The sequence below is a fragment of the Cupriavidus sp. KK10 genome (assembly GCF_018223725.1).
In the GTDB taxonomy this organism is placed as follows: Bacteria; Pseudomonadota; Gammaproteobacteria; order Burkholderiales; family Burkholderiaceae; genus Cupriavidus; species Cupriavidus necator.
This window is the reverse complement of the sequence record NZ_CP073677.1, coordinates 1094558-1115504: the sequence shown is the minus strand read 5'-3', so window position 1 is coordinate 1115504 and position 20947 is coordinate 1094558. Positions and strand designations below refer to the sequence as shown.

Sequence of the window (20947 nt, the reverse complement as noted above, 5' to 3'; positions counted from 1 at the left end):
CGCCCCACCGACCGAGCCACGCCCATGCCCGCACAGTTGCTTTCCCACCGCGTCGATTCGACGCTGGTGCTGACCATCTCGAACCCCGAGGCACGCAATGCGCTGCACCCGGACATCTACGCGGCCTCGCAGCAGGCGCTGGATCAGGCTGCGGCCGATGACTCGGTGCGCGCAGTCATCATCACCGGCGCCGACGGCATTTTCTGCGCCGGCGGCAACCTGAACCGGCTGCTCGGCAACCGCAGCCAGCCGCAGGAGGTGCAGGCCGCCAGCATCGCCCTGCTGAACGGCTGGGTCGAGTCGCTGCACGCCTTTCCCAAGCCGATCATCGCGGCGGTGGAAGGCGCGGCCGCGGGCGCGGGCTTCTCGGTGGTGCTGGCGTGCGACTTTGTAGTGGCGGCCAGCAATGCCAAGTTCGTGATGGCCTATGTTTCCGTGGGGCTCACGCCCGACGGCGGCGGTTCGTACGAGATCGCACGCGCGCTGCCGCGCCCGCTGGCCAGCGAACTGATGATGGAAGGCAAGCCGGTGGACGCGGCGCGGCTGGCGCAGTTCGGGCTGGTCAACCGCGTCACCGAGCCGGGCCAGGCCCTGGACGAGGCCCTGCGCCTGGCCGCCGGCCTTGCCCGCCAGTCGCCGCACGCCGTGGGCCGCATCAAGGATCTGATCAACCACGCGGCCACCGCATCGCGCGCCGAACACCTGCTGGCCGAGCGCGACAGCTTCGTCGCCGCGCTGCATCACCCCGACGGCGGCGAAGGCATCAGCGCCTTCCTGGAAAAGCGCAAGCCGCAGTACCGCTGAAGCCGGGCGCCGGACGCCTGGCTTTACCCGAACGGCCAGCCCGCGGCAGACGGGCATGCCGGCACAATGCAAGGAGACAACGCATGGAATTGCCGCCGTCCTCGCGTCGCCGCATCTACCTGATGCGGCATGGTGCCGTTTCATATTTTGACGAGGCCGGGCGCCCTGCCCTGCCCGAGATGGTGCCCCTGAACGAGACCGGCCGCATGCAGGCCACCGCCGCCGGGCGCGCCTTTGCCGCCGAACAGATTCGCTTCGACCGCGTCATCGTCAGCGGCCTGCCGCGCACCGTCGAGACGGCTGAGCGCGTGCTGGCCGAACTGCCCGGGATGGACGACGTGGTGCCGGAAGTCTGGCCCGCGCTGCAGGAAATCCGTGGCGGCGACCTGTCCACCATCGCCGACCACGACCTGCGCGACGCCTTCGTCGGCGCCTTCGAGGGCGAAGTCCCCGAAGACAAGCGCTTCCTCAACGGCGAGACCATCGGCCAGTTCCTCGACCGCGTGCTGCCCGCGCTGGAGCGCCTGCGCGCCGATCCCGACTGGGACACCGCGCTGATGGTGCTGCATGGCGGCACCAACCGCGCCATCCTGTCGCAGGCCATCACCTGCGGACGGCGCGTGTTCTTCGGCTCGCTGCTGCAGACCGCGGGCTGCATCAATGTGCTCGACATGGGCGACGATCCGCTCGACTGGGTGGTGCGCATGACCAACTACTCGCCGCCCACGCCCGTTCACAGCGGCACGCGCCACACCACCATGGAAGTGCTGCTGCACCAGTATTTGCGCGGACGCCAGCCGCAGGGCTGAGTGCGCCGCGGACTTGATCGAATCCCAACCGATACCGAACAGAAAACCAACGGAGACAGCATGACGAGCAACGTATCGCACTTCGAGGGCACGCGCCCGGTGGCGGACCAGCAGCGCTTCGACACCGACGCGCTGGAAGCCTGGATGCGCCAGCACGTGGAGGGCTTTGCCGGCCCGCTGACCGTGGAGCAGTTCAAGGGCGGCCAGTCCAACCCGACCTTCAAGCTGGTCACGCCGGGCCAGACCTACGTGATGCGCGCCAAGCCCGGCCCCAAGAGCAAGCTGCTGCCTTCGGCGCACGCGATCGAGCGCGAGTACCGCGTGATGGCCGCGCTGGCCGGCAGCGACGTGCCGGTGGCGCGCATGTACGCGCTGTGCGAGGACGAGTCCGTGATCGGCCGCGCCTTCTACATCATGGAGTTCGTCGCCGGCCGCGTGCTGTGGGACCAGTCGCTGCCGGGCATGAGCACCGCCGAACGCAGCGCCATCTACGACGAGATGAACCGCGTCATCGCCGCGCTGCACACGGTCGACTACAACGCCATCGGCCTGGGCGACTACGGCAAGCCCGGCAACTACTTCCAGCGCCAGATCGAGCGCTGGACCAAGCAGTACAAGCTGTCCGAGACCGAATCGATCCCGTCAATGGACGCGCTGATGGACTGGCTGCCGCAGCATATCCCGCAGGAAGACGCCGACCTGACCTCGATCGTGCATGGCGACTACCGGCTGGACAACCTGATGTTCCACCCGACCGAGCCGCGCGTGCTGGCGGTGCTGGACTGGGAACTGTCCACGCTGGGCCACCCGATGGCGGACTTCAGCTATCACTGCATGAGCTGGCATATCGCCCCGGGCCAGTTCCGCGGCATTGCAGGCGTGGACTTCGCCGCACTGGGCATCCCCGACGAAGCCAGCTACCGCCGCCTGTACGAGCAGCGCACCGGCCGCCCGATCACCGGCGACTGGAACTTCTACCTGGCCTTCAGCATGTTCCGCATCGCCGGCATCCTGCAGGGGATCATGAAGCGCGTGGTGGACGGTACCGCGTCGTCGGCGCAGGCGCTGGACGCGGGCAAGCGCGCGCGGCCGATGGCGGAGATGGGGTGGCAGTACGCGCAGAAGGCGAAGGGCTGACGCAGCAACGGCTGCGGCAAGAAAACGGGCGCCGAGGCGCCCGTTTTTCATCCGCGTCGCGCGGCGCTCAATCCCCCAGCGCCACCCCTTCCCGCCGCGGGTCCGCACCACCCGCCCACACCGCCTTGCCGTCAGGCCCCTGCTTGCGCATGATGGCCTGCGTGCCGCTGGTCATCTCGATCTCGGCCACCTGGTGGCCGCGCTGCTGCAGTGCCTGCACCAGGCCCGGCGACACCAGCCCCTTCTCCACCTCGGTCGGGCCGTTGCGGCTGCCGAAGTTGCCCATGCCGATGGCGGCCTGCACGTCCATGTTCCAGTCCAGCATGCCGACCAGGGTCTTGGACACGTACTCGATGATCTGCGAGCCGCCCGGCGAACCGACCGTGGCGACCAGCTGGCCGCTCTCGCGGTCGAACACCAGCGTCGGCGCCATCGACGAGCGCGGGCGCTTGCCCGGCTCCACGCGGTTGGCCACCGGCTTGCCGTTCTCGCTCGGCACGAAGGAGAAGTCGGTCAGCTGGTTGTTCAGCATGAAACCGCGCACCATCAGATGCGAGCCGAAGTACGACTCGATCGTGGTGGTCATCGAAATCGCCCCGCCGCGGTCATCGACCGCAACGATCTGCGAGGTGGAAACGCGCGGCGGCGAACGGTCGGGCGCGTAAGCCATCGCCGTGCCCGGCGGCACCCCTGGCTGGGCCTTGCCCATGCTCTTGTCGCCGATCAGCTCCGCGCGCGTGGCAAGGTAGGACGGGCTGACCAGGCCGGTCACGTTGACCGGCACGAAGTCGGTATCGGCCACGTACAGGCCACGGTCGGCATAGGCCAGGCGGTCAGCTTCGGAGATCGCGTGGACCGCGTCGGGATTGGCCTCCATCACCGCCGGCGTGTTCACGCCCTGTGGCTTGAGCGCGGCCAGCGCGTACTTGGGATTCTTGGTTTCGAGCGCCTGCAGCGTGCCCAGGATCTGCGCGATGGCGATGCCGCCCGACGACGGCGGCGGCATGCCGCAGATCTTCCAGCGCTTGTAGTCGGTGCAGACCGGCACGCGCTGCTTGGCCCGGTAGCTGCCCAGGTCAGCCAGCGACAGCGAGCCGGCATTGCTGCCATCGTTCACCTTGGCGACGATATCGCGCGCGATCGGTCCGCTGTAGAGCACGCCGGCACCGCGCCGGGCGACATCGCGCAGGGTCTGCGCCAGCTTCGGGTTCTTCAGCACCGTGCCGGCCGGCTTGGGCTTGCCCTGTGCATCCAGGAAGTACGCGGCCATCTCCGGCGAATTGGCCAGGAACTTGTCGGCCGCCACTTGCGTGTACAGCCGCTCCGAGATCGGGAAGCCCTTCTCCGCCAGGTCGATGGCGGGCTGGAACAGCTTGGCCCAGGGCAGGCGGCCGTGCTTCCGGTGCGCCATTTCCAGCGCGCGCATCACGCCGGGCGTGCCGACGGAGCGTCCGCCAATCTGGGCCTCGCTGAACTCCATGGGCTTGCCGTCGGAACGCAGGAACAGGTTTTCGGTGGCGCCGGCAGGGGCGGTCTCGCGGCCGTCGAAGGCCTGAACGTTCTTGCCATCCCAGTACATGATGAAGGCGCCGCCGCCGATGCCGGTGGCCTGCGGCTCGACCAGCGTCAGCACGGCCTGCATCGCGATGGCGGCATCGATGGCCGAGCCGCCCTGGCGCAGGATGGCGCGCCCGGCCTCGCTCGCGAGCGGGTTGGCCGCGGCCGCCATATGGCGCTGCGCGTAGGCCGTGGACATGCCGGGGCGATAGCCGGACGACACTTCCGGTGCCGGCGGCATGGCGGCCGGTGGCGTGGTCGCGGTCGGGGCGGCAGGCGCGGCCGGCGTGGCGGTCCCTCCGCCCTGGGTACCACAAGCACCGAGCAGCGCCGTCAGGGCAAGGGCCAGCGCGCCGCGCCACGCCATCGAAGAGAGGTCAGGGTGAGCCATGCGATATCTCCTGGGGGAAGGATCAAACGATTGTAGTGGCGATCGGCGCATTCTGGGGCAAGAAAGTCTGACTGCCGCCACATGCGGGGGCCACATGAAGGCGCAGCAAAAAATTCTCCCGGTTTAACCCCGATCGCTAATCTGCGCCGTTTCATCGACAGGCCGTCATGACCGGGAACCCGCCCCGCGGCCGCTCAGGAGAAAAACATGCAACTTCGCGCACCGGCCGTCATTTCCAGTCTTGCTGCCGCACTGGCGCTGTCGGCCTGCGGCGGGCATTCGCCGTCGCTTCCCCAGGAAGTGGCACAGCCTGTGCCGCCACCCGCAGCGCCGGCGCCCACGCACGACCAGGCCGCCAAGGCTGGCCAGGCAACGCCCGCCATGGAATTGCATGCCGTCGCCCCGCGCGCCGCGCTGGCCATGCCCTACCACCTGCCGCCGCCTGCGCCGGCCGAGCGCGAACGCTACGGCGTCATCGAGGAAAACGGCGTCAGGCTGGTGGCGCAGGCGCCGGTATCCACCTTCAGCATCGATGTCGATACCGGTAGCTACAGCAATATGCGCCGCATGCTCAATGCCGGGCGCGTGCCGCCGGCCGATGCGGTGCGCGTGGAAGAGCTGCTGAACTACTTCCCCTATGACTATGCCCAGCCCGCCGACGGTCGCCCGTTCGCCGTGCATGCCGCGCTGGCGCCCGCGCCCTGGCACCCGGCCAATGTGCTGCTGCGCATCGGCATCAAGGGCAAGGACATGGCCAGCGGCGCGCTGCCGCCTGCCAACCTGGTATTCCTGGTGGATGTATCGGGTTCGATGAACTCGCCGGACAAGCTGCCGCTGCTGAAGTCTTCGCTGAAGCTGCTGGTGAACAAGCTGCGCCCGCAGGACCGCATCACGCTGGTCACCTATGCCAGCGGCACGCGCGTGGCGCTGCCGCCCACGCCGGGCAGCGACAAGACCGCCATCAGCGCCGCCGTCGACCAGCTCGTGGCCGGGGGCAGCACCGCCGGCGCCAGTGGCATCGCGCTGGCCTACCAGGCCGCGCAACAGAGCTTTATCGCCGGCGGCATCAACCGCGTGCTGCTGGCCACCGACGGCGACTTCAACGTGGGCGTGACCGACTTCCGGCAGCTCAAGAGCATGGTGGAAGAGAAGCGCAAGTCCGGCGTGTCGCTGTCCACGCTCGGCTTCGGCACCGGCAACTACAACGAGCAGCTGATGGAGCAGCTGGCCGATGCCGGCGACGGCGCCTATTCGTATATCGACAACCTGATGGAAGGCAACAAGGTGCTGGTCAGCGAGATCAGCTCGACGCTGGCCACCATCGCGCGCGACGTGAAGATCCAGGTGGAATTCAATCCGGCAACGGTGAAGGAGTATCGCCTGATCGGCTACGAGAACCGCATGCTGGCGCGCGAGGACTTCAACAACGACAAGGTCGATGCCGGCGATATCGGCGCGGGCCACACCGTGACGGCGCTGTATGAGCTGACGCTGGCCGGCCAGCCCGGGCTGGTCGATCCGCTGCGCTACCAGCTGGCCGCACCCGTGCCGGGGCGCGACGGCGAACTGGCGCACATCAAGCTGCGCTACAAGCTGCCCGCCGCCAGCACCAGCCAGTTGATGGACATCACCGTCGCGCGGCAGGCCATCCGCCCGCTGGCGCAAGGCGATGACGACTTCCGCTTTGCCGCGGCGGTGGCCGGTTTCGGCCAGGTGCTGCGCGGCGGCAAGTTCACCGGCGACTGGCGCTACGCAGATGCCCGCGCGCTGGCCCAGGGCGCCCGCGGCACCGACCGCTTTGGCTATCGGGGCGAGTTCCTCAAGCTGGTGGACCTGGCACAGAGCCTGGGCACGGCCAGTCCGACCGGCGCCAGCAGCGGCGGGCCGGCCGAGCATGCGGCACGCTGACACCAGCCCGGGCCGCGAGCCGGCGCAAGGCGGCGCGGCAGACTGTCGCGCCGCCTTGCGCTCTCCTATACTCGGGCGCATGCAGGCACCCGACCCCGTCCCTTCCGCCGCGCCCACAGCCGCCACGCCCGGCGCAGCGCTGTCGGCGCTGCCCGACCATGACCTGATGCTGCTGGTGGCGGGCGGCATCATCGAGCAGCCCGTCACCGAGCTGTTCCGCCGCCATAACGCCGGCCTCTACAACTACGTGGCCTGGCTGTGCCAGGGCAACCGCGGCGAAGCGGAAGACATCGCGCAGAAGACCTGGGTCAAGCTGATGACCCGCTGCGGCGACTACCAGCCGGACGCGGCGTTCCGCACCTTCCTGTTCCAGATCGCGCGCAATACCTGGCTCGACCAGGTGCGCAGCGCCGATGCGCGCCAGCGCGAAGCCCTGGACGACCAGCCAGCGGAGATGCCGGCCGACGACCTGTCGCCGGAAGCGGAGCTGCAGTTGCGCCAGCACGCGCACCACGTGCATCGCGCGCTGCTGCAGTTGCCCGTCGCCCAGCGCGAGGTGGTGGTGCTGCGCTTCTTCAGCGACATGAGCGTCGAAGAGATTGCGCAGATGCTCGGCGAGAAGTTCGAGACGGTGAAGAGCCGGCTGCGCTATGCGTTTGCGCGCCTGCGCGCAGACCTGGCCGGCAGCGTGCCGGGCTCGCAGGAGACGCCGTCGTGAACGCGGCCGACCGATTTATCGACGGCAAGGACCGGCTTTCGGCACTGCTGCGGGAGCTGCCCGCTTACGCGTCGTCCGCTGCGCTGGCGGAGTCGGTGCACGCGGCCGCACGTGCGGCACAACAGGAAGCGGATCGCCTGCGGGCCGGCGCGGCGGCCTTGCCCTTCGCCGCGCCGCCAACGCTTGCCACGGCGGTGTTGGAAGAAGCCGCGCGCCTGCAGGCGGCGCAGGCTGCGCGACGCGATGCGCTGCTTGCGCGCGTGGCGTCAGGCGAGCCCGCAGCGGAGATTCTGGGTGCCCCGGTCGGTGCCGCTGCCAGCGCATGGCTGCAGGCACAGGCGGCGGAGGCGGCAACACCAGCACGGGCAACACGGACCACAGCGCAGTCCATGGCAGCGCGCGCCGCGCGCGCGCGGCGCTGGTGGCGCTCGCTGGGGCTCGTGGCCAGCGTCGCGGCGGTGGCCGGGCTGACCACCAGCATCGTACTGCGGCAGATCGATGACGGCGCACTGCTGCCGGCATCGGCGCCTGAACAGGTGTCCGCCCCGGCCGCGGCACCCGCCGCAGAGATGGCAGCAGCGCCCGCACCACAAGCTGCGGCGGAGTCTGGGACCGCCGCGCCGGCAAACCCGCCGCCAGCCCCGAAAGCTGCCCCGGCCGCGCGGCGGGAAGAGCGGCCTGCCCCGGCGCACGCCGGGCAGCTCAGCCGCGCGCCGGCAACGGCCCGGGGCACGGCGCCACGCGAGGCCGCCACGCAAGCACCGCCGCAGGCGACCGAAAGCTTATCCGCCCAGGCGCCGGCTGTGGCCGCCGCACCGGCCGCTCCCGCGTATCCGGCCATGGCAGAGGCAGTCCCGCAGCCGGCAATGCCGGCACCCGCGGCACCGCCGGCGGCCGCGCCGCAGGCAGACTTCGCCCGCAAGGCGGCGCCGCCGATGGCGGCCGCACGCGCCCCCGCCGCGCACACCGCATCCAGCATGGTCGTGTCCATCCAGGACGACCCCGCCGCCACGGCTGCGCGCATGCCGGCGGCGGCATCGGTCACGCTGCTGGCGGCCGAACCGGACAGTGAGGCAATCAGGGAATGGGCAGGACGGCTCTGGCAGTCGATGCCGGCGGCACAACGCCCGCCGGTGCCATTTGCCGTGCAGGCCGACCGCACGCTGGCCCCGGGCCAGGTGCGCATCGAACTGCGCCACGGCGCGCCGCAATGAGCGCGCCGGTGCGTTGGCGAGTGCTGGTCAGCGCGTGGTGAACGACCAGCTCAGGTCCACGGGCTGCGAACCCAGCCGGCCGGTGACCCGCACGCTGTAGCGCTGCTGGCTGGCCAGCGGCGCCACCGGCGTGCAGATCGCCAGGCCGCGTGCCGCGCTGGAGAGGCCCGACGAACGGCTGTCAACCTTGAGGCAGCTGACATTGTTGCCTTGCGCGTCGGTGATGACGAAGTTGTCGGCATCGAACTGCAGCGAGGTGTTGATGGCCTGCAGCGATACCGGATAGCCCACGGTCTTGCCCTCGTAGCCCGGCGCGGGATTGGGGCTTTCCGAGTTGACCCAGCTGGCCGGCACGTCGGCCTGACCGTTGTACGGGTAGGCCACCATCTGGTTGTCGCTGCCGCCCTTCGATGCATCGGCCAGGTCGATGGTCTGGTAGTAGCTGGCCGAGGTGCCGCTGCCGTCCGGGCCCACGCGCTCGGCAAAGCCGCTGCCGGCCGAGCCGTAGCTGCCCAGCAGCGCGGCGCGGTGGAACGGCGCGTTGACCAGGTCCGACACCAGCGCGTCCTTGGGCGACATCGACAGCTGCGCATTGGCAACCGAAGTCCAGCGGTTGGCACCGGCCACGACTTCCGCGGTGGCATTGGTCGGATAGGCGGCCTGGATGCGCTCGTTGGGCGTGGCGCCGGTATAGCCCGGCTTGCCGCTGGTCTCGTCGTGCGTCAGCGTGGCGTTGGCCAGCATGTAGGCAGTGTGGTTCTGCGCCACGGTATTGAGCGGATCGCGTGCCGCCAGCGGCGGCAGGCCCACCTGCTCGCGCCGATAGTTGGCGTAGCACAGGCCGGCGGTGCGCGGCTCTTCCAGCACGCGGTAATTGCTGACCGCACTGCCGCGCGCCGGCAGCAGCGAGACGCCGCCGCCCGCCGCGGGTGCCGGCGCCGTGCCGCTGACGGTATAGCAGGCACCTGCGGTGGATGGCGTGGTCGAGCCCGAGCCGGACGGCGCGCTGGCCTGCCCGTTCGCTTGCGATGCGTTCGACGAAGTACCGCCGCCGCCCCCATCGCCCCCATCGCCACCACCGCCGCCACATGCGGACAGTGCCAGCGCCGCAGCGGCGCAAAAGGTGGTCAGGGCGAGCGTGGTGCGCCGCGCGCGTCGCGGAGGCATGGGTTGGTGATCAGCAAGCAAGCGTTTCCCGGTCATCGTTCTGAATCGTCGTGGTCATCGGAGGAAGGAACCTGCCCCGGGGGATCCGCAGGCGCGGACAGCCGGCGCGGCAACCATCGCCAGCACCGTGTGGACACGGGCTCGCGGCGGCGGCGCCGGGGGCAGAAAGACCGGACGATGGTATGGGCGCGGACCGGGAGGGTCTAGCCCATGAACAATTCCTTACGTGTGACCCGCGCGCGCCGCACCGGGGCGCCGCGCGGGGTGCTTGCGGTGCCAGCCATGCGGGCGCGGGCGCACTTAGCTGGCGGCAGCCACGTCGGCCATGCCGGTGCCGAGCGCGGCCATCACGGCCATCAGCTGCTCGCGCAGCCAGCGGTTGGCACCGTCGTTTTCGCCGCCCGCATGCCAGTACAGGTGCAGTTCCAGCGACGGCACCTTGAACGGCAGCGACAGCAGGCGGTTGGCATAGGGCTCATTGGCGATGCGCGCATAGCGCAGCGGCAGCGTGGCCAGCAGGTCGGTGCAGCTGACCACGCGGCACGCGGCCGCATAGTGCTGGCAACGCAGGCGCACGCGCCGCGTCAGGCCCATGCGGTGCAGGGCCTGGTCTTCCAGCCCGGCGCCGCGGCGGCGCGACGACACGTGCACATGCTCGGCCGCCAGGTAGCGCTCAAGCGTCAGTTCCTTCTTCACCAGCGGATGGTCGCGCCGCGCCAGCACCACCATCGGATCGGCCATGAACGGCGCGTGGTGGATGGCGGGCGAGACCGGCAGCAAGATGTCCAGCGCGGCGTCCAGCGTGCCGGCCAGCAACTCGGACTCCATCTCGCGGCGGTCGAAGCGGATCGCGGCGATCTCCACCTGCGGCGCCATTGCCGTGACACGCGCCATCAGCGGCGGCAGCAGCGTGGATTCCAGCGCGTCGCGCATGCCGATGGTGAAACGCCGCACGGTATTGGTGGGATCGAAGTGCGGCGTATCCTGCAGCGTGCGCGCGAACGATTGCAGCGCGCTGCGCACCTCGGCGGCGAGCGAGCGCGCCAGCGGCGTGGGCGCCATGCCCTGCCCGCGCCGCTCGAACAGCGGGTCGTCGAACAGCGTGCGCATCCGGCCCAGCGCATGGCTGACCGCGGGCTGCGTCAGGTTGAGCTGGCGCGCGGCCGCGGTGATGCTGCCTTCGCTGTAGATGGCGTCGAACACCACGAAGAGATTCAGGTCGATGCGGGAGAGCTGCATGCCGAAGATTCTGGCACGGAATGCAGGGAATTGATACTGGCAAATCCAGAAAATTCATTTTTCTTATTACCGGCTTTCAGATAGAGTGCATTCCATCGGCCCATGCCGCACTGATGCCGGGGCCTGCCGAGGCCAACGAGGCGCCGCCACCCACCCCGGCGTCCACTGATTCCGTAGCGAGGAGACCACATGGATTTCGAATACAGCCCGAAGGTCAAGGAAATGCAGGCCAAGCTGCTGGCCTTCTTCGACCAGCACATCTACCCGAACGAAAAGCGTTTCGCGGAGGAAATCGACGCCAATCGCCGCGCGGGCAACGCCTGGGTACCGACCAAGGTGATCGAGGAACTGAAGCCGCTGGCGCGTGCAGCCGGGCTGTGGAACCTGTTCCTGCCGCGCTCGCCGCGTGCGCCGCAAGGCCTGTCGAACCTGGAGTACGCCACGCTGTGCGAAATCATGGGCCGGGTGCCCTGGTCGGCCGAGGTCTTCAACTGCGCGGCCCCCGACACCGGCAACATGGAGACGCTGGAGCGCTATGCCTCCGAGGAACTGAAGGACAAGTGGCTCGAGCCGCTGCTGGCCGGCGAGATCCGCTCGGCCTTCCTGATGACCGAGCCGGCCGTGGCCTCGTCGGACGCGACCAATATCGAATGCCGCATCGAGCGCGACGGTGACCACTACGTGATCAACGGCACCAAGTGGTGGTCGTCGGGCGCAGGCGACCCGCGCTGCAAGGTCTACATCGTGATGGGCAAGACCAATCCCGACGCCGGCCGCCATGAGCAGCAGTCGATGATCGTGGTGCCGGCCGATACCGCGGGCATCACCATCAAGCGCTTCCTGCCGGTGTTCGGCTACGACGACGCGCCGCACGGCCATATGGAGATCGAGCTGAAGAACGTGCGCGTGCCGGCTTCGAACATCCTGCTGGGCGAAGGCCGCGGCTTCGAGATCGCGCAGGGCCGCCTGGGCCCGGGCCGCATCCACCACTGCATGCGCAGCATCGGCGTGGCCGAGCGCGCGCTGGAACTGATGTGCAAGCGCGCGCTGTCGCGCGTGGCCTTCGGCAAGCCGGTGTCCAGCCAGGGCGTGACGCAGGAACGCATCGCCGAAGCCCGCTGCGAGATCGAGATGGCGCGCCTGTTGACGCTCAAGGCAGCGTACATGATGGACACCGTGGGCAACAAGGTGGCCAAGGCCGAGATCGCCATGATCAAGGTGATCGCCCCGAACGTGGCGCTGAAGGTGATCGACTGGGCCATCCAGGTCCATGGCGCCGCCGGCGTCTCCAGCGACTTCCCGCTGGCCAACTGGTGGGCGCACCAGCGCACGCTGCGCCTGGCCGACGGCCCGGACGAGGTGCACCGCAACGCCATCGCCAAGCTGGAGCTGGCCAAGCACATGAATCTGAACCCGGACGACATCAGGATGCCGGTGGCACGCGGGTTCTGACCGCCTGGCAACGCCGCGGGGCTTCGGCCCTGCCGGCAGTATGGAAAACGCGCAGCCAGTCTGCGCGTTTTTTTCTTCTGTGCTTAAATCGCCCGGTTCGCCACGTCAGTGGTTGATGTGGCCATCCCCAACGATCGCAGCCAGGAGATCTTTTGCGATGATCGACGTCTACACCTGGGCCACGCCCAACGGCCACAAAGTCCACATCATGCTGGAAGAATGCGGCCTGGAGTACAAGGTCCATCCGATCAATATCGGCGCCGGCGACCAGTTCGGCGAGGACTTCCTGAAGATCAGCCCCAACAACAAGATCCCCGCCATCGTCGACCCCGACGGCCCGGACGGCAAGCCGATCTCGCTGTTCGAATCGGGCGCCATCCTGCTCTACCTGGCCGGCAAGACCGGCAAGTTCCTGCCCGAGGACGTGCGCGGCAAGTACGAGGCGCTGCAGTGGCTGATGTTCCAGATGGGCGGCGTGGGCCCGATGCTGGGCCAGGCGCACCACTTCCGCATGTACGCGCCCGAGAAGATCGAGTACGCGGTCAACCGCTACACCAACGAGGCCAGGCGCCTGTACGGAGTGATCGACACGCAGTTGTCAAAGCACGCCTACCTGGCCGGCGAGCAGTACACCATCGCCGACATCGCCACCTTCCCGTGGCTGCGCAGCTGGCAGAACCAGGGCGTGGACCTGGACGACTACCCGCACCTGAAGCGCTGGTTCAACGAGATCGCAGAGCGCCCCGCGGTCAAGCGCGGCGTGGAGGTGCTGGCCAGCGCGCGCAAGGCGCTGCAGGACGACAAGGCACGCGAGGTGCTGTTCGGCGCCACGCAATACAAGCGGCACTGAGCCTGGTATTGCAGCAGCCGGGACCCTGGCCCCGGCTGCCTCGCCTGGCATCAGGCCGGCGCCAGCGCGTGGCACGCAACGGCATATCCGTCCGCGCGCCGGCCGCCGCGGGCCGCAACGCCAAGGTCCGCGTCATCGCCCGGTCCGAAGCAGCACAGCAGGCCGGTGCCCGGCAACAGCCGGCATGACTCGTGCGGGTCCGGCGCGTAGAGCGTGCCGGGCTGCAGGAAGGCCATGTCCCCGCCGGCCCGCACCAGCGCGCCATGCCAGTGCAGGCCGATGGCGCCGCGGTAGCACAGCGCCCAGCGCAGCCCGCGCGCCTGCAGCCGCTGCGCCCAGTCTTCGCCTGACTGGTCGAGCCGGATGAACTCCGGCCGCATGCCCTGCTCCGGCTGCGGGTCCTGTGCCCGCACCACCTCGGCTGGCAATACGTGCATGCCGGCCATCCCCTCTGCGCCATTGGCCTCGACCGCGGCAATGCCGCCCAGCGCGCAGTGCCATCCGCCCGCAGGCAGCGCCACCGGCCGCGAGGCATCGGCAGGCCCTTGCGGCACGGTGCGCACCAGGATGGTGTCGACCATTGCCTGCACCTGCATCGGCACGCCTGGCGCCGGCGCAAAATAGCTCGCCGCCGCCCAGCAGCAGGCAGCCGCGCCCGGGCGACCACAGCCGCAGGCCCCCGCGCAGGCAGCCCCACCATTCATGGCGGTCCGCGGCAAATTCAGCCTGGGTCTCGCCTGCGCAGAGAAAGAAGACGCCAGCCAGCTGCAGGTGGAACAATCGCGCGCGCCCTTCGGCAACCGCCAGCGCGCGGCGATCGAGGCCACCGTGCGCCATATGGCGGAGCTGACCGAGCCCGAGCTGAACCTGATGGCCGCGGTGGCACGGGCGCTGGCGGGCAAGGGCAGCTTCCGCCCGTCGCTGACTCACACCCCCAGCGCCGCATCCGATGCCAAGGGCGACAACAAAGACTAGACGCCCAGCATGCCCTGCCGTTCGATAAAGCGGATCACCTCGTCCAGGCCCTGCCCGGACTTGACGCTGCCCATCACGAACGGCCGGGCGCCGCGCATCTTGCGTGCATCGCTCTCCATCACTTCCAGCGATGCCCCGACGTATGGCGCCAGGTCCGTCTTGTTGATCACCAGCAAGTCGGACTTGGTGATGCCCGGCCCACCCTTTCTCGGAATCTTCTCACCGCCGGCTACGTCGATGACGTAGATCGTCAAATCAGAAAGTTCTGGACTGAAGGTGGCGGCGAGGTTGTCGCCGCCGGACTCGATGAAGACCACGTCAGCATCCGGGAAGCGCGCCAGCATGCGGTCCACCGCCTCCAGGTTGATCGAGGCGTCTTCGCGGATCGCGGTGTGCGGACAGCCGCCCGTTTCCACGCCCATGATGCGTTCCGCCGGCAGCGCGCCGGAGATCGTCAGGAGGCGCTGGTCTTCCTTGGTGTAGATGTCGTTGGTGATGGCGACCAGGTCATAGCGGTCGCGCATCGCCTTGCACAGCATCTCCAGCAGCGTGGTCTTGCCGGAGCCAACCGGGCCGCCGACGCCGACGCGCAGCGGAGGGTTCTTCTTGGTACGGGCCTGGGTCATGGTGCGGTATGAGTTCAGGATCGGAACAGCCGGGAGTACTGCGTTTCGTGGCGCGCGGAAAGCAGGCCCAGCATCGGGGAAAAGGTGGAGAGTTGCGGCGGCGTGGCTTCGGCGCGGCGCGCGGCTTCATCGACCGTGTCGAGCACCGCGCCGTGCAGGCGCCGCAGCATGTGCTGCCCCGCCACCTGGCCCAGCGGCACCGCCTTGATCGCCGCGGCGACCTGGTTCTCGGCCCAGTTAAAGCAGTAGGCGGCGAGGCCATCGCGCGCCTCGACCTGAAGCGCCACGCATGCCGCAGTGAACGCCGTCGGCAGGCAGACCGGTGACAGCGCCGCCAGCGTCTCGCGTAGCACCGGCGCGCCCCACTCCATCTGCGCAATCAGCCTGGACAGCGACCAGCCCATCTGCTCGGTCTCAAGCCGCAACTCGGAAGTCTCGCGCGTGGCGCGGAACCAGTCGTTCCACGTCCGTACTTGCCCAGCGTCGCCGGCCAGCCAGTGACGATGCAGCAGCAGCCACAGTGGCGCTTCGCATTGCGCCTGCACATGCAGCAGGTTGTCGCGAATCCAGCGTTCGGCGCTCGGCGCATCGTGCACGCTGCCACAATCGATCGCAGCTTCCAGTCCTTGTGAATAGCTGAAGCCGCCGATCGGCAGGGATGGCGATGCCAGATGTAGCAGCGAGATCAGTTGGGGCAGGCCGGTCATGGCACGCAATCAATGCTTGTGTCCGCAATGCTCATCGTGGACATGGTGCGGATCACCGTGATCGTGGGAATGACCATGTCCGTGCGAAGGTCCATGCGAATGCCCGTGGTCGTGCCCATGATGCTCATGAAACACCGCCTGCGCCGCCGCATAGTCCTCCGCAAACGTCGCATCGTGCCCATGCTTGTGCCCGCCGCCATAGGCCCCCGCCTCCGGCTCGAACGGCAGCTCGGCACGCTCGGCGCGCACGCCCAGGCGCTGCAGCATGTCGGCAAGCACCGGGTCGTATTCCAGCCGCAGGTAGTCGCGCCCGATCTCCACCGGCGTATGGCGGTTGCCGAGGTGATAGGCCGCACGCATCAGCGCATGCGGGTCTTGCGCGCGCACTTCCAGCACTGCCTCGGTAGCGGCCTGCACTTCCACGAAGCTGCCGTCTTCAGTCACCAGCAGGTCGCCGCCGCGCAGCACGGTGCCGCGCGGCAGGAACAGCGCGGCTTCGTCGCCGTTGTCGAGCACCGCGCGCAGGCGGCTCTTGCTGCGTTCGGCGAAGGGCAGGATCAGCTTGGGCGCGCGGCGCACCAGCACGGGCGCGATGCCGTGCGGGGCGCTCAGGAGTTTGTCGATCTTCAGCATGGGCGATGCGGGGCGCGGGCGCCGGCCAGTCAGAACAGGAAATAGCGTTGCGCCATGGGCAGCTCGGTGGCGGGCTCGCAGGTCAGCAACTGGCCGTCGGCAACGACCTGGTAGGTCTCCGGATCGACCGTGACATGCGGCTGCCAGTCATTGTGCACCATGTCGCGCTTGCTTACCGTGCGCGTGCCGCGCACCGCCGACAGCGTCTTGGCCAGCCCGTAGCGCTCGCCGATGCCGGCCGCCAGCGCCGCCTGCGACACAAAGGTCAACGACGAACGGTGCAGCGCCCCGCCGGCCGAAGCAAACATCGGCCGGTAGTGCACCGGCTGCGGTGTCGGGATCGACGCATTGGGATCGCCCATCGCGGCCGCGGCAATCATGCCGCCCTTCAGGATCAGGCTGGGCTTGACGCCGAAGAACGCCGGACGCCACAACACCAGGTCGGCCCACTTGCCGACTTCAACCGAGCCCACTTCATGGGCGATGCCGTGCGTCAGCGCCGGGTTGATGGTGTACTTGGCGACATAGCGCTTGACGCGGAAATTGTCGTGCCCGCCGCGCGCATCGTTGGGATCGCCCGGCAGCTTGCCGCGCTGCAGCGCCATCTTGTGCGCGGTCTGCCACGTGCGGATGATGACCTCGCCGACGCGCCCCATGGCCTGCGAGTCGCTGGAGATCATCGAGAACGCGCCCAGGTCGTGCAGGATGTCTTCGGCGGCGATGGTTTCGCGGCGGATGCGGCTTTCGGCAAAGGCAATGTCCTCGGCAATCGACGGGTCCAGGTGGTGGCACACCATCAGCATGTCGAGGTGCTCGTCCAGCGTATTGACCGTGTACGGGCGCGTCGGGTTGGTCGACGACGGCAGCACGTTGGCCTCGCCGCACACCTTGATGATGTCGGGCGCATGGCCGCCGCCCGCGCCTTCGGTGTGGTACGTATGGATGGTGCGGCCCTTGAACGCGGCGATGGTGGCCTCGACAAAGCCGGCTTCGTTGAGCGTGTCGGTATGGATCGCCACCTGGGTGTCGGTCGCGTCCGCCACCGACAGGCAGGTGTCGATCGCCGCCGGCGTGGTGCCCCAGTCCTCGTGCAGTTTCAGGCCGATGGCGCCGGCTTCCACTTGCTCCAGGAGCGGCCCCTGCTGGCTGGCGTTGCCCTTGCCCAGCAGGCCGATATTCATTGGATAGGCATCGGCCGCCTGCAGCATGCGCTCCATATACCACGGCCCCGGCGTCACGGTGGTGGCGAAGGTGCCGGTGGCCGGCCCGGTGCCGCCGCCGATCATGGTGGTGACGCCGCTCATCAGCGCCTCTTCGATCTGCTGCGGGCAGATAAAGTGGATATGGCTGTCGATGCCGCCGGCGGTGACGATCATGCCCTCGCCCGCGATCACCTCGGTGCCCGGTCCGACCACGATGGTCACGCCCGGCTGGATATCCGGATTGCCGGCCTTGCCGATCGCCGCGATGCGCCCGCCCTTCAGGCCGATATCGGCCTTGACAATACCCCAGTGGTCAACGATCAGCGCATTGGTGATGACGGTGTCGACGCAGTCCTTCGCCATGCGCTGGCTCTGCCCCATGCCGTCGCGGATCACCTTGCCGCCGCCGAACTTCACTTCCTCGCCATAGATGGTGAAGTCTTTCTCGACCTCGATGATAAGCCCGGTATCGGCCAGCCGCAGGCGGTCGCCGGTGGTCGGGCCGAACATCTCGGCATAGGCCTGCCTGGAGATCTTTGCCATCACAGCGCTCCCATGATCTTGCCGTTGAAGCCGTAGACGATGCGGTCGCCGTCCAGTGCCACCAGTTCCACCGTGCGCGTCTGGCCGGGCTCGAAGCGCACCGCGGTGCCGGCGGCGATATTCAGCCGGAAGCCGCGTGCGGCTTCGCGGTCGAACGCGAGCGCGGTGTTGGTCTCGTAGAAATGGAAGTGCGAGCCGACCTGGATCGGCCGGTCGCCGGTATTGGCCACCGTCACGCTGACCGTGGCGCGGCCGGCATTCAGTTCGATCTCGCCGTCGGCGGGCATCAGTTCACCGGGGATCATGACCATTCTCCTCAGGCCACCAGCAGGCTGGCGCCGTACAGCGCCACGCCGGCACCGGCCGCGCGGGCCAGCCAGCCGGCATGGCGGCGCAACAGCGTGCCGGCGCCGATGCCCAGCAGGTGCAGCGCCATGGTGGCGGCGGCAAACCCGCCTACGTATGCGAGTACCGCAGGCAGCGCGCCAGCGGTGGCGGGCAGTTCGGCCCCGTGGGCATAGCCGTGGAACACGGCAAAGCCGCCGACCAGCAGCGTACCGGCCCACGCCGGCAACTTCGCGCGCAGCGCCAGCAGCAACCCGATCACCAGCAATGAGGCCGCGATCATCGGTTCGACTGCGGGCAGCGCCACACCGGACAGGCCGATTGCAGCCCCCACCAGCATCAGCGCCACGAAGGCCAGCGGCAGGCGCAGCGTATCGGCAGCCGAGCGGGCAATCAAGGCGCTCCACACGCCCACCGCCGCCATCGCCAGCAAATGGTCGGCGCCGGTGAAGGGGTGCGCCAGGCCGGCCCACAGGCTGGCACTGACGGTGGCGGCATCGTGGCCTGGATGTGCCAGGGCGGCGCCGGCGGCAACGGTCAGGGAAGTGCCCAGGGCAAGACGCAGGCAGGCGGTACGGTTCATGTCGGCTCTCGGGTTGGTCTTGTTATCGTGGTCAAAATCGGGGAACGGTCATGTTCAGACAATGGGATGGTGGACGGTCACCAGCTTGGTGCCGTCCGGAAAAGTGGCCTCCACCTGGATCTCGGGGATCATCTCGGCCACGCCATCCATCACGTCCTCGCGGCTCAGCACGGTGGTGCCCTCATGCATCAACTCGGCCACGGTGCGGCCATCGCGCGCGCCTTCCATGATGGCGGCGGTGATCAGCGCCACCGCTTCCGGGTAGTTCAGCTTCAGCCCGCGTGCCTTGCGCCGCTCGGCCAGCAGCGCGGCGGTGAAGATCAGCAGCTTGTCTTTCTCTCGCGGCGTCAGTTCCATCTCTTGTTCCTGGTTCTTGGGTTCGGTTGTCTCTGTTGGCCGCCTACGTGGCCCACAGCCGCAGCGGCCGCGCCGCGACACCGTGGATCGGCATGCGCAGCGCCTGCCAGCTGTCGACCATGACGTGGCGCACGGCTTCCATCTGCCGGCCCAGCACGCGCAGCAGCAGCATCGACTGGCCGTTGGCGGCCAGGCAGGTCACGCCGGCGCGCAGCTCCGGCCGATAGGGCAGCTGTTCGGCCAGCGCTTCGGCCAGTTCCTGCGTCGCGCCCTCGCCTACCGCCCACAGCGTGCCCAGCACATTGAGTCCGTCGAGCCCGGCCACCGCGGTGCGCAGTGGCGACGCGGCCTCAAGATGCGATTGTTCGATCCACAGCGCGCGTTCACCGGCGCCGATGCGGGTATCCAGCCACAGCGCGCCGCTGGCCCACTGCTCGCCAGATGCCTGCCGGCCCAGCACCACCGCATCCCAGCCGATCGCGCTGCCGCCGGGCGCGACGTCGAGCACGGTCGAAATCCGCGCACGGGCGTCGTCGAAGACGATGTTCTCCTGCGGCAGCCAGTCCAGCCGCGCGCCTGCGCCCACCGACAGGCGCACATGCTGCGCCGCCTCGCGGCCAAGCGACTTGTACCACTTGGTGGCGCCCGGCGTGGCCAGCACGGCGTGCGCGCCAGCCTCCACTGTCACGTCGATATCCAGGCTGTCGCCGCCTGCCACGCCCGCTGGCGGATGCAGGATCACCGCATGGCAGATGCCTCCTTCCGGGTACAGCGGCTTCTGCACCAGCAGCGGCCCCTGGTGGCGCCGCTCGGTCAGCGCGGTGCGTTCGCCGCGCTGCGCAAAGCGCAGCCGCAGGGTGGCCTGCCATGCGGCCGGCACGGCGAGGGCGGAAGGAAAATCGGGATGGCGCATGGCAAGGACAGCCGGCGGTGGGGACGCGCGCAAGGGCGGGAGTTGCAAGCAATCATAGCGCGCTGTCCGCCTTGGCGGAAGCAGCGTATGGCCCACAAATCCCGGCGCTGCCGCGCAGCCGCCCTACACGGCGATCAGCTCCCGCACGCCGTCCTGCTCCATGCTGGCGCCGGCACCCCGCGCCACCACTTCGCCGCGGCTCATCACCACGTAGTGGTCGGCAATATGCCGCGCGAACTCGTAGTACTGCTCGACCAGCAGCACTGTCATGCCGAACTCGTCAACCAGCAGGCGCAGCGCCCGGCCGATGTCCTGGATGATGGAAGGCTGGATGCCCTCGGTGGGCTCGTCCAGGATCAGCAGGCCCGGCTCGCTCATCAGCGCGCGCCCGATCGCCAGTTGCTGCTGCTGGCCGCCGGACAGGTCGCCGCCGCGGCGCAGCCGCATGGTGCGCAGCACCGGGAACAACTGGTAGATCCGGTCCGGCACGCCGGACGGCCGCGCCCGGCTGGCGGCGCCGATCAGCAGGTTTTCTTCCACCGTCAGCCGCGGGAAGATCTCCCGGCCCTGCGGCACATAGGCCAGCCCGGCAGACACGCGTTCATACGGCGCCTTCTTCTCCAGCGCCTGCCCTTCCCATTGGATGCTGCCGCTGCGCGTGGGCACCACGCCCATCAGGCACTTGAGCAGCGTGCTCTTGCCCACGCCATTGCGGCCCAGCAGCGTGGTCAGCTTGCCGGCGGGCACGTCGAAGCTGACATTGCGCAGGATATGGCTGCCGCCGTAGAACTGGTTCAGTGCATTGACCTGCAGCATG

General features: G+C 68.8%; 22 protein-coding genes. 9 read left to right on the top strand and 13 right to left on the bottom strand.

Translation table 11 applies throughout. The annotated features are described in order from the left end of the window. Positions 1–24 precede the first annotated feature (24 nt). The 3 genes from KB879_RS05475 (at position 25) to KB879_RS05465 (ending at position 2750) form a co-directional block, all read left to right on the top strand. Positions 25–804: an oxepin-CoA hydrolase, alternative type gene (locus tag KB879_RS05475; protein WP_013956061.1), complete on the top strand. Its 780-nt coding sequence runs from the start codon at positions 25–27 to the stop codon at positions 802–804. Between the two features lie 83 nt (positions 805–887). After that, complete coding sequence (locus KB879_RS05470; protein ID WP_013956060.1) at positions 888–1613, top strand: histidine phosphatase family protein; 726 nt, start codon at positions 888–890, stop codon at positions 1611–1613. 60 nt (positions 1614–1673) lie between these two features. Further along, positions 1674–2750 carry a phosphotransferase gene (locus KB879_RS05465; RefSeq protein WP_010809084.1) on the top strand — a complete coding sequence of 359 codons (1077 nt, stop codon included), beginning with the start codon at positions 1674–1676 and terminating at the stop codon, positions 2748–2750. A gap of 67 nt (positions 2751–2817) precedes the next feature. On the opposite strand, the gene ggt is transcribed toward KB879_RS05465, so the two are convergent. Continuing rightward, the gene (gene ggt / locus KB879_RS05460; protein ID WP_013956059.1) at positions 2818–4698 is read right to left on the bottom strand and encodes a gamma-glutamyltransferase; all 1881 of its coding nucleotides are present in this window, start codon (positions 4696–4698) and stop codon (positions 2818–2820) included. 207 nt (positions 4699–4905) lie between these two features. On the opposite strand from ggt, the gene KB879_RS05455 reads away from it, so the two are divergent. The 3 genes from KB879_RS05455 to KB879_RS05445 all read left to right on the top strand — a co-directional run bounded on the left by KB879_RS05455 (position 4906) and on the right by KB879_RS05445 (position 8538). Further along, on the top strand, positions 4906–6606 hold the full coding sequence (locus KB879_RS05455) for a VWA domain-containing protein (RefSeq protein ID WP_153955106.1): 1701 nt from the start codon (positions 4906–4908) through the stop codon (positions 6604–6606). Between the two features lie 79 nt (positions 6607–6685). Further along, entirely contained in the window at positions 6686–7324 is a 639-nt protein-coding gene (locus KB879_RS05450; protein ID WP_013956057.1) for a sigma-70 family RNA polymerase sigma factor, read from the top strand. Beyond that, complete coding sequence (locus tag KB879_RS05445) at positions 7321–8538, top strand: hypothetical protein (RefSeq protein WP_211980869.1); 1218 nt, start codon at positions 7321–7323, stop codon at positions 8536–8538. Before KB879_RS05450 ends, KB879_RS05445 begins: the two co-directional genes overlap by 4 nt. A gap of 27 nt (positions 8539–8565) precedes the next feature. Here KB879_RS05445 and KB879_RS05440 read toward each other — a convergent pair whose 3' ends face one another. Together KB879_RS05440 and KB879_RS05435 are read right to left on the bottom strand one after the other, a co-directional pair. Further along, on the bottom strand, positions 8566–9741 hold the full coding sequence (locus tag KB879_RS05440) for a CAP domain-containing protein (protein WP_153955105.1): 1176 nt from the start codon (positions 9739–9741) through the stop codon (positions 8566–8568). Positions 9742–10005: 264 nt separating this feature from the next. After that, positions 10006–10944 (bottom strand): LysR family transcriptional regulator, encoded by a 939-nt coding sequence (locus KB879_RS05435; RefSeq protein ID WP_013956053.1) that lies wholly within the window; start codon positions 10942–10944, stop codon positions 10006–10008. Between the two features lie 189 nt (positions 10945–11133). Between KB879_RS05435 and KB879_RS05430 the strand changes: the two genes are divergently transcribed. Continuing rightward, positions 11134–12396, top strand: a complete 1263-nt coding sequence (locus KB879_RS05430) for an acyl-CoA dehydrogenase family protein (protein ID WP_013956051.1) — start codon at positions 11134–11136, stop codon at positions 12394–12396. 157 nt (positions 12397–12553) lie between these two features. Continuing rightward, a complete protein-coding gene (locus KB879_RS05425; protein ID WP_013956050.1) occupies positions 12554–13246 on the top strand; it encodes a glutathione binding-like protein in 693 nt (230 codons plus the stop codon). Positions 13247–13296: 50 nt separating this feature from the next. On the opposite strand, the gene KB879_RS05420 is transcribed toward KB879_RS05425, so the two are convergent. After that, complete coding sequence (locus KB879_RS05420) at positions 13297–13827, bottom strand: hypothetical protein (RefSeq protein WP_249221256.1); 531 nt, start codon at positions 13825–13827, stop codon at positions 13297–13299. A gap of 121 nt (positions 13828–13948) precedes the next feature. Between KB879_RS05420 and KB879_RS05415 the strand changes: the two genes are divergently transcribed. Next, the gene (locus KB879_RS05415; protein ID WP_249221255.1) at positions 13949–14221 is read left to right on the top strand and encodes a hypothetical protein; all 273 of its coding nucleotides are present in this window, start codon (positions 13949–13951) and stop codon (positions 14219–14221) included. Here KB879_RS05415 and ureG read toward each other — a convergent pair. The 9 genes from ureG to urtE form a co-directional block, all read right to left on the bottom strand. Next, the gene (gene ureG, locus KB879_RS05410; RefSeq protein ID WP_013956047.1) at positions 14218–14847 is read right to left on the bottom strand and encodes an urease accessory protein UreG; all 630 of its coding nucleotides are present in this window, start codon (positions 14845–14847) and stop codon (positions 14218–14220) included. The two genes, KB879_RS05415 and ureG, sit on opposite strands and share 4 nt — an antisense overlap. Positions 14848–14861: 14 nt before the next feature. Then, a complete protein-coding gene (locus KB879_RS05405) occupies positions 14862–15554 on the bottom strand; it encodes an urease accessory protein UreF (protein ID WP_013956046.1) in 693 nt (230 codons plus the stop codon). A 9-nt stretch (positions 15555–15563) separates the two neighbouring features. Beyond that, the gene (gene ureE / locus KB879_RS05400; protein WP_153955104.1) at positions 15564–16187 is read right to left on the bottom strand and encodes an urease accessory protein UreE; all 624 of its coding nucleotides are present in this window, start codon (positions 16185–16187) and stop codon (positions 15564–15566) included. A gap of 29 nt (positions 16188–16216) precedes the next feature. Beyond that, complete coding sequence (gene ureC / locus KB879_RS05395) at positions 16217–17935, bottom strand: urease subunit alpha (RefSeq protein WP_269148705.1); 1719 nt, start codon at positions 17933–17935, stop codon at positions 16217–16219. Beyond that, positions 17932–18237 carry an urease subunit beta gene (locus tag KB879_RS05390; RefSeq protein ID WP_018313224.1) on the bottom strand — a complete coding sequence of 102 codons (306 nt, stop codon included), beginning with the start codon at positions 18235–18237 and terminating at the stop codon, positions 17932–17934. The genes ureC and KB879_RS05390 overlap by 4 nt, the downstream gene beginning before the upstream one ends. 11 nt (positions 18238–18248) lie before the next feature. Next, positions 18249–18860: a HupE/UreJ family protein gene (locus tag KB879_RS05385; protein WP_153955102.1), complete on the bottom strand. Its 612-nt coding sequence runs from the start codon at positions 18858–18860 to the stop codon at positions 18249–18251. Positions 18861–18914: 54 nt separating this feature from the next. Next, the gene (locus KB879_RS05380; protein WP_013956041.1) at positions 18915–19217 is read right to left on the bottom strand and encodes an urease subunit gamma; all 303 of its coding nucleotides are present in this window, start codon (positions 19215–19217) and stop codon (positions 18915–18917) included. 43 nt (positions 19218–19260) lie between these two features. After that, positions 19261–20130, bottom strand: coding sequence for an urease accessory protein UreD (locus KB879_RS05375; RefSeq protein ID WP_013956040.1), 870 nt, complete (start codon positions 20128–20130; stop codon positions 19261–19263). Positions 20131–20253: 123 nt separating this feature from the next. Next, the gene (gene urtE, locus KB879_RS05370) at positions 20254–20946 is read right to left on the bottom strand and encodes an urea ABC transporter ATP-binding subunit UrtE (protein WP_013956039.1); all 693 of its coding nucleotides are present in this window, start codon (positions 20944–20946) and stop codon (positions 20254–20256) included. Position 20947 lies beyond the last annotated feature (1 nt).

Coding starts and splice junctions, on each gene's coding strand:
- KB879_RS05380 (WP_013956041.1), bottom strand. CDS start 19,217: ATGGAACTGACGCCGCGAGAGAAAGACAAGCTGCTGATCTTCACCGCC.
- ureG (WP_013956047.1), bottom strand. CDS start 14,847: ATGACCCAGGCCCGTACCAAGAAGAACCCTCCGCTGCGCGTCGGCGTC.
- KB879_RS05470 (WP_013956060.1), top strand. CDS start 888: ATGGAATTGCCGCCGTCCTCGCGTCGCCGCATCTACCTGATGCGGCAT.
- KB879_RS05450 (WP_013956057.1), top strand. CDS start 6,686: ATGCAGGCACCCGACCCCGTCCCTTCCGCCGCGCCCACAGCCGCCACG.
- ureE (WP_153955104.1), bottom strand. CDS start 16,187: ATGCTGAAGATCGACAAACTCCTGAGCGCCCCGCACGGCATCGCGCCC.
- KB879_RS05415 (WP_249221255.1), top strand. CDS start 13,949: ATGGCGGTCCGCGGCAAATTCAGCCTGGGTCTCGCCTGCGCAGAGAAA.
- KB879_RS05435 (WP_013956053.1), bottom strand. CDS start 10,944: ATGCAGCTCTCCCGCATCGACCTGAATCTCTTCGTGGTGTTCGACGCC.
- KB879_RS05440 (WP_153955105.1), bottom strand. CDS start 9,741: ATGACCGGGAAACGCTTGCTTGCTGATCACCAACCCATGCCTCCGCGA.
- KB879_RS05465 (WP_010809084.1), top strand. CDS start 1,674: ATGACGAGCAACGTATCGCACTTCGAGGGCACGCGCCCGGTGGCGGAC.
- KB879_RS05385 (WP_153955102.1), bottom strand. CDS start 18,860: ATGAACCGTACCGCCTGCCTGCGTCTTGCCCTGGGCACTTCCCTGACC.
- urtE (WP_013956039.1), bottom strand. CDS start 20,946: ATGCTGCAGGTCAATGCACTGAACCAGTTCTACGGCGGCAGCCATATC.
- KB879_RS05455 (WP_153955106.1), top strand. CDS start 4,906: ATGCAACTTCGCGCACCGGCCGTCATTTCCAGTCTTGCTGCCGCACTG.
- KB879_RS05375 (WP_013956040.1), bottom strand. CDS start 20,130: ATGCGCCATCCCGATTTTCCTTCCGCCCTCGCCGTGCCGGCCGCATGG.
- KB879_RS05430 (WP_013956051.1), top strand. CDS start 11,134: ATGGATTTCGAATACAGCCCGAAGGTCAAGGAAATGCAGGCCAAGCTG.
- KB879_RS05425 (WP_013956050.1), top strand. CDS start 12,554: ATGATCGACGTCTACACCTGGGCCACGCCCAACGGCCACAAAGTCCAC.
- KB879_RS05390 (WP_018313224.1), bottom strand. CDS start 18,237: ATGATCCCCGGTGAACTGATGCCCGCCGACGGCGAGATCGAACTGAAT.
- ggt (WP_013956059.1), bottom strand. CDS start 4,698: ATGGCTCACCCTGACCTCTCTTCGATGGCGTGGCGCGGCGCGCTGGCC.
- KB879_RS05420 (WP_249221256.1), bottom strand. CDS start 13,827: ATGGTCGACACCATCCTGGTGCGCACCGTGCCGCAAGGGCCTGCCGAT.
- KB879_RS05475 (WP_013956061.1), top strand. CDS start 25: ATGCCCGCACAGTTGCTTTCCCACCGCGTCGATTCGACGCTGGTGCTG.
- KB879_RS05405 (WP_013956046.1), bottom strand. CDS start 15,554: ATGACCGGCCTGCCCCAACTGATCTCGCTGCTACATCTGGCATCGCCA.